Below are 11419 nucleotides of genomic sequence, written 5' to 3'. Positions count from 1 at the left end.
TCCAGTGAGAGGCCCGGTGAGAGGGCCTAGAGAGAAAGCAGGGCTTGGCTACTTGTGCGTGGGACCGACGCGCCCGCCGTAGAAGCCGCCGCTTCTGCCGCCGCTCCCGGCCTCTCGGGTCTCGTCCGAATAGGGCGACCAGGCGTAATAGGAGGCGGTGGCGGCTCCGGCGACGAGCAGCAGGCACCACAGCGTGAACAGGATCACACGCGGGGTCATGAATTCTGGTTCCTGAAGCGCCGCCAGACAAGCACGCAGGGATAGATCGAAAGCAGGATCACCAGGGTCCACCAGTTGCCCCAGGGCAGGCTGCCGGTTCGCGCATCGATGCGGATATCGATGGCTTCCGGGGCGGACCAGGGATTGCTGCTGTCCGCCACCGTATCGACCGGCCACGAATGCGCGGCGGCATCGACGTAGAGGTCATAGGTGCCGCGCGGCACTTGTCCGAACAGGGTGCTGGCGCTGCGGCTGCCTTCGGTCCAGGCGCCGTCGGAGTCGCTTCCCGAATAGTGCTCGGAAAGGCCGTAGCCGTCGATCGACTGGCCGGTGGTACGGTCTACCAGCCGGTAATCGAGTTCGATCCAGCGATTGTCGAAGTTGTCGCCGCTGGCGGTGACGGTGACGTATTGCCAGGCGCGCCGGACCGTGATCGCGCCGATTTTCTGGCCTTCGCGCGTAGCTCCGAAAGGCGCGGTGACCGTGCCGCTCGCGCGTTCGACAGGCCCGGCGATCACGATCATCGCCAGCAAGGCAAGGATCGCGCTTGCCAGCACGAGCAGGCAGACGCGGCCGAGATCGTCCGGTTTCCGGGTCTCTTCGCCACGCGCGTAGAGCGCGGAACGGCTTTCCCGAGACAGACGGGGAAGTGCGATGCCGAATGCCGTTTCGACATGACCCGGCGAAAGGGCCACGAGCTGGGTCCAGTTGACTTCCCCGTCCGTGTCCTCGCGCGAGAGCGTGAAGTCGCGGGATGTGTAGGACGTGGCGCGCGCGCTGTCGCCCTTGGAGACGCGCCAGTAGAACTCGCCGACCAGCGTGCCGGTCACGGCCTCGCTCTCGTCGTCTTCCTGGCGGAAGCGCTGGCCGCGCCAGAACACGGAATTGCCCTTGGCGTCGGGGCGGCCCAGCAGCGGAGTGCCGAATTGCCACTCGCCATCCCACTCGACCAGCCAGCGATAGCCGACGTAAGGATTGAAAAGCAGATATTCGCGCCAGCGATCCGTCGGGCCGCGCCGGTTCATCGCGCCGACCACTTCCCATTCGTTCTCAAACAGGCTTCCGCGCGCGCCGAGCGGCAGCGAGAACTGCCCGGCGGCGCGCTTGTGGCGCTCGATAATCTGGACCTCGGGGCGCGAGACGTCGAGGATCGAGCCGCAATAGCGGCAGGCCAGATTGACCGACCAGCCTGCCGCGCGCACTTCCAGCGTGCCGCCGCAAGCGGGGCAGGCCAGCGTGCGGGTGCTTGCCTGAGTTCCGGTCATTGCAGCGCTGCCGGGAGCGGCCAGCCCTCGATCTCACGCAAGGCGCGGGGCGAGAGGCCGGAAAGCTCGTGCCAGGTGCCGAGCCAGGCGCTGGTGCCCTCGGCGTCGCGCTGGAGAGAGAGCGCTTCGCCGCCGGGGGCGCGGAAGTCCACATTGGTCATCGACCAGCCCGGCAGGGTTGGAAAGGGCAGATCGCCTTCGCTGCCAAGGCATTCGGCCTGCTTGATGTCGGAAACCTCGAAGGCGATGCCGTCTACCTCAAGGCCCTGTCCGACAAGTGGGTCGCGGCCTTCGGCAAAGGCGCGCGCCAGCGGATCGGCCATCACGTCAAGCCGCTGCGCCGTCAGCATGTACAAGCCCATGGCCTCGCCCAGCCAGCGCCCTTCGCCGCCGGGCGTCGTCAGCAGCCATTCGTTCCAGGAGCCTCCACTCCAGCCCCAGCGCACGCGGCCCGCTGCGGTGTATTCGATGCCCGCAATCGTCAAGCGCGTGCCCAGCCGGATCGGCGAGATGTCGAACGGCACTTCGGCCACTTTGCCGATCTCTTCGAGCGCCTGCCCCTTGCGCAGGATCAGCGACTGGCAATGCGTGCAGGTCGTATAAGGCACCGATAGCCCGCGCACGGGCAGGGCGGCGCCACACGACGGGCAATGAATCACGCTGTCGCTCCCCCCGAAACGCGGATCAGCGAATGCGCGACAGCAGTTCGGCCTTCTTGGCGTCGAACTCCTGCTGGCTGAGCGCGCCGAGCGTCACGAGCTTGTGCAGCTTCTCGATCGTGGCGATCGGGTCTTCTTCCGCTGGTGCCGAAGGTACACCAGCAGCCCCGAGACCCGCCGACATTGCCCCGCCCAGCGCGGTCGCCGCCGCGACGCCCGCGCCGATCCCGGCGACGCCGCCATCGACCCCGGCCGCCCGTTCGATCGCCTCTGCCGTCTGGAAACGGGTATATTGCCCCAGATCGCCGAGCACCCGCATCGACGAACCCTTGTCGAGGTGCGCCTGGACTTCTTCCGGCAGCGACACGCTTTCGACGTAGAAGCTCAGGCATTCCAGGCCCCACTGCGCGAAGGCCTTGTCGACTTCACCCTTGATGCGGTCCGACAGCGCCTGCTGGTTGGCGGCCAGATCGAGGAACGGGATACCGCCGCTGCCCAGCGCTGTTGCGATCGCGGTCTGGATCGCAGCGCGCAGCTGCGGCTCCAGCGCCGAGACGTTCAAGCCCTCCAGCGTGCCGACGACGCGCGACACGAACGGTTCGAGATCGGCGACGCGGAAGGAATAGGACCCGAAGGCGCGAATGCGCAGCGCGCCGAACTCGGCATCGCGCACCGTCACCGGCTGGGCAGTACCCCATTTGAGGCCGTGCTGTTCCTTGCGCGAAAGGAACACGACGTCGGACTTGAACGGCGACTTGAAGCCCTTGTCCCAGTTCATCAGGCTGGTGAGCACCGGCAGGTTCGCGGTGTTCAGCGTGTGCAGCCCGGCCTCGAAGAAATCGGCGACGCAGCCTTCGTTGACGAAGACCGCGACTTGTCCCTCGCGCACCGTCAGCTGGGCGCCGTTCTGGATCTCGCGGTCCTCGAACGGCACGCGCCAGGCGAGTTGGCCCGGCTGTTCGAGCCATTCGATGACGTCCACGAGCTGCTTGCGAAGAAATCCGAACATGACAGACCCCGAAAAGATGGTCTGCCGAGCGTAGAGAGTTTGCCGCTTTCTGAAAAGGACGGAAACAAACTCTCTGCGGTTCGGAGGAACAGGGCTTCGCTCGACTGTCAGGCTTCTGCCAGATGGGGCTGCCCGATCTTCATCGGCCGGGTGCCGAACAATACGAGCAGCAGTCCCGTCATGGCCAGGAGGCTGCCGGTAACGGAGACCGCGCCATAGCCGAGACCGAGCTTGACGACGGCTGCGCCGGCGGCTGCGCCCAGCGCATTGCCGAGATTGAACGCGCCGACATTGATCGAGGAGGCGAGGCCCGGCGCTTCAGAGGCCGCCGCCATGACCCGCATCTGCACGGGCGGCACCAGAGCAAAGGCGGCGGCGCCCCAGACGAGCAGCCCGATCGCGGCGCCGATCTGCGAGGTCAGCGCCAGCGGCAGGACCATCATGACCACGGCCAGCAGCGCGAGGAACAGCTTGGTCGCGCCGTCGAGCGACCAGTCTGCCAGTCGTCCGCCTGCCCAGTTGCCGATGGTGAAGCCGACACCGATCAGCGCGAGGGCGAGGGTCACGAAGGCGTTCGAGGCATGGGCGAGCTGGGTCAGGGCGGGCGCCACATAAGTATAGAGTGTGAACATCGCGCCAGCCCCCATGACCGTCGTGGCCATGGCGAGCAGGACCGGGCCGCGCGTCAGGACCCTGAGTTCGCGTGCGACGTCCGGCCGGGTTCCGTTGCTACCCTTGGGAAGCGCGGCCCAGAGCGCCAGAATCGCGGTGAGGCCGATCAGCGCGGTGCCCCCGAAGGCGGTTCGCCAGCCGACCTGCTGGCCGATCCACGTCGCCGCCGGTACGCCGCCGATATTGGCGATGGTCAGGCCGAGGAACATCGTGGCGACGGCACTGCCCTGCTTGTCCTTCGGAACCACGCTTGCCGCGACCACGGCGCCGAGGCCGAAGAAGGCGCCGTGATTGAGGCTGGTGACAAGTCTCGCCAGCAGCAGCGTATAGTAGCCCGGCGCCATGGCGGACATCAGGTTGCCGAGGGTGAAGATGCCCATGAGCAGCATCAGCGCGGTCCGTTTCCCGAACCGGCTGAAGGCCAGCGTCATGACCGGCGCGCCGAGCATGACGCCGATGGCATAGGCACTGACGAGCAGGCCCGCCGTGGGGATGGAGACCTTGACGCCCTCGGCGATGACCGGGAGCAGGCCCATCGGCGAGAACTCGGTCGTGCCGATGCCGAAGGCCCCGATCGCCAGGGCGAGCAGGACTCGGCGGGGATGGAGTGAGTCTGGGCTGCTGGCCGTCACGGAAAAGTCCTTCGATCGATCGTCATACGGGGATGGGAGTGGTGAATGATGCAAAAATGGACTGTTCCAGCCCGGCGCGGTAGGCTGCCCGGATGCGAAAGATTTTTGAATCAGATGCAAAGGTTCCGCTCGGCGCGGATCGGGCGAGGGCGCTGGAGGTCTTCGCGGCGGTGGTGTCCGAAGGCAGCTTTTCCGCGGCGGGACGGCTGCTCGACCTGACCCCTTCGGCCGTCAGCCGGACGGTCGACCGCATCGAGGCGCGGCTGGGCGTGCGGCTGCTGCTGCGCACCACACGGGCGCTGTCGCTGACGGCCGAAGGGCAGGCCTATCTCGGTGCGGCGCGGCGGATCCTGGCTGACCTCGACGATGCCGAGCAGTCGATCGCCGATCGCGGCGCGCCGCGCGGGCGGCTGCGGGTCAGCGTCTCCCATGCCCATGCCCGCTTGACCGTGGTGCCGCTATTGGGCGAATTCGCGCGGCTCTATCCGCATATTCTGGTCGATGTCGGCGTCAGCGACCGGCTGGTCGACGTGGCGGCGGGAGAGGCCGACGTGGCGATCCGCTTCGGGCCACTGGCGGACAGTTCGCTCACTGCGCGCAAGCTGGGCGAGAACCGCCGCGTCATCGTTGCCGCGCCTGGCTATCTGGCGCTCCGGGGCATGCCGCAAGTGCCGGAGGACCTGCTGGAGCACAATTGCCTGAACTTCAATTTTCGCCGCGCCGAGCCGGTCTGGCCGTTCCGCAAGGACGGACGCGACTATGCGCTGAGCGTGCGCGGCTCGATCGAGGCGAACAATGGCGAGACGCTGGGCCAGCTCGCAGCGGACGGCGTGGGCATCACCCGCGTCGGCCGTTTCAGCGTGGTGGAGGAGATCGCTTCGGGACGGCTGGTTCCGGTGCTCGAAGACTACAACCCCGGCGACGTGGAACTCGTCCACGCGGTCTTCGTTGGAGGGACGAACATGCCTGCGCGGGTGCGGGTCTTCGTGGATTTTCTGAGTGATCGCCTGAACGGCCAGATGAATCGCAGTCCGCATTTTTGACCTGTCGGGCGGGCTGGGATCGGCTATATCGCCAAGCTTGAAGAGACCTCTGCAATGAAGGAACCTAGACGATGACCCGGCCTCTCCTGCCCCGCGCCGCCTCTTTGGCATCGGTGCTGACGCTGGCCGCCGTTCTGCCTGCGGGCATGGCCTTCGCGCAAGTCTCGCCCGAGCAGTTCCCGATGCAGTCGCCGGTCGGCGCGCCCAGCGCGCCGTCGCCGGAGGGCAAGCCCTCAGGCCCTGCGGATCACATGCCCAGCCCTACGGCCTGTCCGTCCGACCCGGTGGACCTGCCGCCCGAACTCGCGGCATGGACATCGCGCAGGCCCTTGCTGGCAGCCCGCGACACGCGCTCGCTGTCGGGCGCAAAAATCGACACCGGTAAGGCGATCGAGGGCGGCCTGCGCCCGACCTCCGAAATGCGCTATGCCCAGCGTCCCGAGAAGCCCGGCGGTTCGGTGAGCTTCGGCGGGCTTTACACATTCTCCGTGGCTGATGCGGGCAGTTACCGCGTGGCGCTTGGCGCGGCGGCCTGGATCGACGTGGTGAAGGCCGGAGCCAAGGCAGGGAACGGTAAGGTCATGCCTTCGACCGCGCATGGCCATGGGCCGGATTGCTCGGGCATCCGCAAGATGGTGGATTTCGCGCTCCAGCCCGGCACCTATCTGCTCCAGATATCGGGCAATGCCGTGGCCCGGCTGCCCCTGCTGGTCACGCGCCTGCCCTGATACCGTTCAGTCGCCCCGTTCAGTCACCTTGTGCGGGGAGCGGCTGCTCGCGCACCGCGCCTTCCAGCGCCCGATATTCGGCGGACCGGCCCAGCGCGCCCATGAGCGCCTGAAGGCCGCGAAACTGCGCGAGCACTAGGCGACCGGTGTCCGTCACTCTGGCACCGCGCTCGCGGCTGCCACCGGCCACGGTTTCCACCAACGGCGCCTGCCAGCAGCGGTTCATCGCATCGACCAGCAACCAGGCGCGGCGATAGCTCATGCCCATCGCCCGCCCGGCGGCGGAGATCGAGCCTTCGCGGTCGATGGCCTCCAGCAGGTCGGCCTTGCCCGGACCCATTGCGATCTCGTCTCCGCAATAGATGCGGGCGTGCAGCTTCAGTTTCGGTTTGGCGGTCATGCTCGATCGGCGGAAGAGAATTCGCGCGATCCTACATCGTGTTGAAGGTTCGGGCGAGCATCATTGTTTGGTCTTGACTGATTGGATCCAATGCGACAAATTGGATCCAATAACGACGCCCCAGAGGCTGGAGAGGACCATGACCGAAGACACCCAAACCTTTACCCGCGATGCATCCGTTCCCGAGGCAGCGCCTTCCAGCGATTCGGAGCGCGCTGCAGCGCCTTGGCCGCGCAATGCCTGGTACGTCGCCTGCACGCCCGACGAGATCGACGGCAAGCCGCTCGGCCGGAAGATCTGCGGCGAACAGATGGTGCTGTTCCGCGGGCAGGACGGTCGCCCGGCGGCCATGGACGATTTCTGCCCCCATCGCGGCGCGCCGCTTTCGCTGGGCTTCATGCGCGAAGGCAATCTGGTCTGCGGCTATCACGGTCTGGCGATGGGCTGCTCGGGCCGCGCTGTGGACATGCCCGGCCAGCGCGTGAAGGGTTTCCCCCCGGTGCGGACTTACGCGGCGGTGGAGCGTTACGGCTTCATCTGGGTCTGGCCAGGGGATCAAGAGGCCGCCGATCCGGCGCTCATGCACCATCTGCCCTGGGCTGAAAGCGCGGAATGGGCTTACGGCGGTGGACTTTACCATATCGCCTGCGACTACCGGCTGATGGTCGACAATCTCATGGACCTCACGCACGAGACTTATGTCCATGCCAGCAGCATCGGCCAGAAGGAAATCGACGAGGCCCCGGTGAAGACCCGCGCCGAAGCCGATGAAGTCGTGACCAGCCGGTTCATGGACGGCGTCCAGGCGCCGCCGTTCTGGCGCATGGCCTTGCGCGGGGCCGGGCTGCCGGAAGATGCCGTGGTGGACCGCTGGCAGATCTGCCGCTTCTCGCTGCCCAGCCATGTCATGATCGAGGTCGGCGTCGCGCTGGCCGGGCAGGGTGGCTACGATGCGGACGATGCGGCGAAGGCCTCCAGCATCGTCGTCGATTTCATCACGCCGGAAACGGAGACCTCGCACCATTACTTCTGGGGCATGGCGCGCAAGTTCGCGGTGGACGATGCCGCGCTCACCGATACCATTCGCGAAGGTCAGGGCAAGATCTTCTCCGAAGACCTGGAAATGCTGGAGCGTCAGCAGGCCAATCTGCTGCGCTATCCCGACCGCAAGCTGCTGAAACTCAATATCGATGCCGGTGGTGCCCGGTCGCGGCTGATGATCGAACGCGCCATCGCGGCGGAAACGGTGCCTGCATAGGCTTCTTCCTCGGTCGGAAAAACACGGCTAGGCTCCCGGCGATGAGTAAAGGAATGAAGCCGGGCCAGCATGTGATCGTCTCGCTGCGGCGCATGATCGCCTCGGGCGAACTGCAGGATGGTGAGCGGATCGCCGAGATTCCGACCGCCGAGGCCCTCGGCGTCTCCCGCATGCCGGTGCGGACGGCGCTGCGGGCGCTCGAACAGGAAGGCCTGGTGGCGAAGCTGGGCAACCGCGGCTATGCGGTGCGTGGGCCTTCCGCCGTGGAGATCGAGGCTGCCGTCGAAGTGCGCGGCGTGCTGGAAGGCCTTGCGGCGCGGCGGCTCGCGCTGCGGGGGCTTTCCCCGCGTGAAGAGCGGACCTTCGAGCAATGCCTGGCGAGCGGCGATGGGCTCTTCGCCAAGGGCTATCTGTCCGATGAGGATCTCGAAGGCTTCCACGCCTATAATCTGGCCTTTCACGAGCAACTGGTGCGGGCCAGCGGCAACGGCGCGATCGAGATCGCGCTGGCCCGCAACAACCTCCTGCCTTTCGCGTCGGCGGCGGCGCTCGCGCTGGACTGGGAGGACGACCGCGAGGCCGAATTCGAGCACTTGCGCAAGGCCCATGTCCAGCACCGGGCAGTCCTTGCCGCGATCCATGCCGGAGATGCCGATCTGGCCGAAAGCATCATGCGCTCCCACGCCCATGCCGCAACCGGAAGCGCACGGGTGTTCGAGGGATTGGGGCTGGGGACCGCGATTATTGCACCTGCGAAAGAATCCCGCTGAGCGGCCGTCCCGGGAAGGGGTCTCATTGCGTTGCAATGCCCCGAAAATAGCGGGTTGTTGCGTGCGTTTTCCGGCTCTCGACAGCGCCTTCGCAACTGCATAAACGGCGGGCGAATCACCCCTCCTGACGAGGATCTTTCGCCATGACCGCCATTCGCCACGGCCGCATCGAGGACATTTACGCGCTTGCGGTGGGCAGCCTGCTGATCGGGCTGGGCCTGACGATCCTCCATTCGGCGGGATTGGTGACGGGCGGCATGGCCGGTCTCGCACTGCTGGTCGGCCATTTCGCGCCGCTCCCGCCGGGCCTGCTGTTCGCGGCGCTCAACCTGCCGTTCCTGTTCCTCGCGCTGCGGGCGATGGGCTCGCTGTTCACCTTGCGCACGGTCGTCGCCAGCGGCGGCATCGCGCTGGCCTCGGTGCTCTCCGAACATGCCCTGACGATCGAGGTCAAGGACCCCTTCGCCGCCGCCGTCGGGGCGGGCACGCTGCTCGGCATGGGAACGCTGGCGGTGGTGCGCCATGGGGCGGGCGTCGGCGGTGTCGGGATCGTCACCGTCTGGCTCCAGCAGAGGCGCGGCTGGAACATCGGCCGCTCGCAGATCCTGATCGATTTCGCGATCCTCGCGGCGTCCTCGATCTTCCTGCCGCTCGACAAGCTGGCGTGGTCGGCGACGAGTGCGATCGGCATGGGCGTGGTGACGGCGCTCTGGCTGCGTCCCGGTCGCTATGCCGGTTTCTCGCCGCTGCGCAAGGTGCGCCCGGTGGAAGCGGTCGCTGCCGGGAATTGCGCCGTTCGCCTAAAAAATTCATAAGCATCGCGGCGCCTATGCGCGCGTGACTTACGTGAGAACAGGCGCCCTTTCATGAGCGAGACTTCCGGGCACCATGCCCCCAATGAAAGCCTCACGGCGCTGTCGATCGGCGCCATCGGCGTCGTGTTCGGCGATATCGGCACGTCTCCGCTCTATGCCCTGAAGGAGAGCTTCATCGGCCATCACCCGCTGGTGGTGGACCGCCTCCACATGTTCGGCGTGATCTCGCTGATGTTCTGGACGATGATGCTCATCGTCACGATCAAGTACGTCTTCATCATCCTGCGCGCCGACAACAACGGCGAGGGCGGCAGCCTGGCCCTGCTGGCGCTGATCGGCCGCACGATCGGCAAGAACCGCTGGACGCCGCTGATCGCCATGCTGGGCGTGACGGCGACTGCATTGTTCTACGGCGACGCCATCATCACCCCGGCAGTCTCGGTGCTTTCGGCGGTGGAGGGGCTGACGGTGGTGAACCCCGGCTTCGCGCGCTTCGTGCTGCCGATCGCGGTGGTGATCCTGATCGCGCTGTTCTCGGTCCAGTCGCACGGCACGGCGATCATGGGGAAGTTCTTCGGCCCGGTCATGATCGTCTATTTCCTGGTGCTGGCCATGCTGGGCATATCGTCGATCCTGCGCGCGCCCGAAGTGATCTCGGCGCTGAGCCCGCATCACGCGGTCGAGTTCTTCGTGGCGAACCCCAAGCTGGCCTTCCTGGCTCTGGGTTCCGTGGTTCTGGCGGTGACCGGGGCCGAGGCGCTCTATGCCGACATGGGGCACTTCGGCCGCAAGGCGATCTCGATCTCGTGGCTCTATGTCGCTTTTCCCTGCCTGCTGCTCAACTACCTCGGGCAGGCCTCGCTGGTGCTGCGCAATCCCGAGGCGATCAGCAATCCGTTCTTCTTCATGGCGCCGGACTGGGCGCGCCTGCCGCTGGTGGCGCTGGCGACGATGGCCACGGTCATCGCCAGCCAGGCGGTGATCTCGGGCGCCTTCTCGGTCTCGCAGCAGGCGGTGCAGCTCGGTTTCCTGCCGCGTATCAAGATCCTGCACACGAGCGCCAAGGCGGCGGGGCAGATCTACGTGCCGCTGGTCAACTGGGGCCTGCTGGTCATGGTGATCCTGCTGGTCTTCGGCTTCCGCAGCTCGGGCAACCTGGCGGCAGCTTACGGCATCGCGGTGACCGGCACGATGGTCATCACCGCCTGCCTGCTCGGCGTGCTGACCTTCACTGTCTGGAAATGGCATCCGGCGCTCGCGGGCGCTGTGACGCTGGGCCTGCTGGTCATCGACGGACTATACTTCGCCTCGAACGTCACCAAGATCCCCGACGGCGGCTGGTTCCCGCTGCTGGTGGCGGCCGTGGTCTTCACCTTGCTCACCACCTGGGCAACCGGCAGGCAGCTGGTACGCACGCGCCTGAAGGAGGATTCGATCCCCTTCGGCGTCTTCCTCAAGTCCGTGGGCGAGCGGGTACGGCGGGTGCCGGGAACGGCGGTGTTCCTGGCCTCCACGATCGAGGGTGTGCCGCCGGGGCTGCTGCACAACCTCAAGCACAACCACATCCTGCACGACCGCGTGGTGATCCTGACGGTGTCCAACCGCGGCGTGCCCCATGTCGCCCCTGAGGACCGCTGCGAGGTCGAGGACATGGGGCAGGGCTTCTACCGCATGGTCCTGCACTACGGCTTCATGGACGAGGCGGACATTCCCGCCGCGCTCGCGGTGGAGGACCGCGCGGGCGGGCCGTTCAAGGCGATGGAGACCAGCTATTTCCTTTCGCGCCAGACGCTGATCCCTTCCGCGCGGCCGGGCATGGCGCTCTGGCGGGAGAAGCTCTTCGCGCTGCTGGTCCGCAACGCCCAGAGTGCGATGGAATTCTTCAAGCTGCCCACCAATCGGGTGATCGAACTGGGCAGCCAGCTGGAGATCTGAAAAAGGCGCTCCCG

At 66.5% G+C, this 11419-nt stretch carries 12 protein-coding genes; 6 read left to right on the top strand and 6 right to left on the bottom strand.

The genetic code is table 11. The annotated features are described in order from the left end of the window. Positions 1-48: 48 nt before the first annotated feature. From AC4D6D_RS23765 to AC4D6D_RS23745, 5 genes are all read right to left on the bottom strand, one after another. Entirely contained in the window at positions 49-219 is a 171-nt protein-coding gene (locus tag AC4D6D_RS23765) for a hypothetical protein (RefSeq protein ID WP_491327965.1), read from the bottom strand. After that, entirely contained in the window at positions 216-1484 is a 1269-nt protein-coding gene (locus AC4D6D_RS23760) for a DUF4178 domain-containing protein (protein WP_491327964.1), read from the bottom strand. Before AC4D6D_RS23760 ends, AC4D6D_RS23765 begins: the two co-directional genes overlap by 4 nt. Next, the gene (locus AC4D6D_RS23755) at positions 1481-2092 is read right to left on the bottom strand and encodes a DUF4178 domain-containing protein (RefSeq protein WP_491327963.1); all 612 of its coding nucleotides are present in this window, start codon (positions 2090-2092) and stop codon (positions 1481-1483) included. The genes AC4D6D_RS23760 and AC4D6D_RS23755 overlap by 4 nt, the downstream gene beginning before the upstream one ends. 76 nt (positions 2093-2168) lie before the next feature. After that, complete coding sequence (locus AC4D6D_RS23750) at positions 2169-3152, bottom strand: SPFH domain-containing protein (protein WP_491327962.1); 984 nt, start codon at positions 3150-3152, stop codon at positions 2169-2171. A gap of 107 nt (positions 3153-3259) precedes the next feature. Further along, on the bottom strand, positions 3260-4456 hold the full coding sequence (locus AC4D6D_RS23745) for an MFS transporter (RefSeq protein WP_491327961.1): 1197 nt from the start codon (positions 4454-4456) through the stop codon (positions 3260-3262). A 92-nt stretch (positions 4457-4548) separates the two neighbouring features. On the opposite strand from AC4D6D_RS23745, the gene AC4D6D_RS23740 reads away from it, so the two are divergent. Together AC4D6D_RS23740 and AC4D6D_RS23735 are read left to right on the top strand one after the other, a co-directional pair. After that, the gene (locus tag AC4D6D_RS23740) at positions 4549-5499 is read left to right on the top strand and encodes a LysR family transcriptional regulator (protein ID WP_491327960.1); all 951 of its coding nucleotides are present in this window, start codon (positions 4549-4551) and stop codon (positions 5497-5499) included. Between the two features lie 71 nt (positions 5500-5570). Beyond that, a complete protein-coding gene (locus AC4D6D_RS23735) occupies positions 5571-6227 on the top strand; it encodes a homogentisate 1,2-dioxygenase (RefSeq protein ID WP_491327959.1) in 657 nt (218 codons plus the stop codon). 19 nt (positions 6228-6246) lie between these two features. Here AC4D6D_RS23735 and AC4D6D_RS23730 read toward each other — a convergent pair whose 3' ends face one another. After that, complete coding sequence (locus AC4D6D_RS23730) at positions 6247-6627, bottom strand: winged helix-turn-helix domain-containing protein (protein ID WP_491327958.1); 381 nt, start codon at positions 6625-6627, stop codon at positions 6247-6249. Positions 6628-6766: 139 nt separating this feature from the next. Between AC4D6D_RS23730 and AC4D6D_RS23725 the strand changes: the two genes are divergently transcribed. The 4 genes from AC4D6D_RS23725 to AC4D6D_RS23710 all read left to right on the top strand — a co-directional run bounded on the left by AC4D6D_RS23725 (position 6767) and on the right by AC4D6D_RS23710 (position 11405). Next, a complete protein-coding gene (locus AC4D6D_RS23725; RefSeq protein WP_491327957.1) occupies positions 6767-7885 on the top strand; it encodes a Rieske 2Fe-2S domain-containing protein in 1119 nt (372 codons plus the stop codon). 41 nt (positions 7886-7926) lie between these two features. Further along, the gene (locus AC4D6D_RS23720) at positions 7927-8655 is read left to right on the top strand and encodes a GntR family transcriptional regulator (protein ID WP_491327956.1); all 729 of its coding nucleotides are present in this window, start codon (positions 7927-7929) and stop codon (positions 8653-8655) included. Between the two features lie 143 nt (positions 8656-8798). Next, positions 8799-9470, top strand: a complete 672-nt coding sequence (locus AC4D6D_RS23715; protein ID WP_491327955.1) for a YitT family protein — start codon at positions 8799-8801, stop codon at positions 9468-9470. Between the two features lie 51 nt (positions 9471-9521). Next, the gene (locus AC4D6D_RS23710) at positions 9522-11405 is read left to right on the top strand and encodes a potassium transporter Kup (protein WP_491327954.1); all 1884 of its coding nucleotides are present in this window, start codon (positions 9522-9524) and stop codon (positions 11403-11405) included. The last annotated feature ends 14 nt before the right edge of the window (positions 11406-11419 follow it).

Source organism: Novosphingobium sp. BF6, from assembly GCF_058273105.1.
The sequence above is the reverse complement of the archived record's forward strand: the minus strand, read 5'-3'. Positions and strand labels throughout refer to the sequence as shown.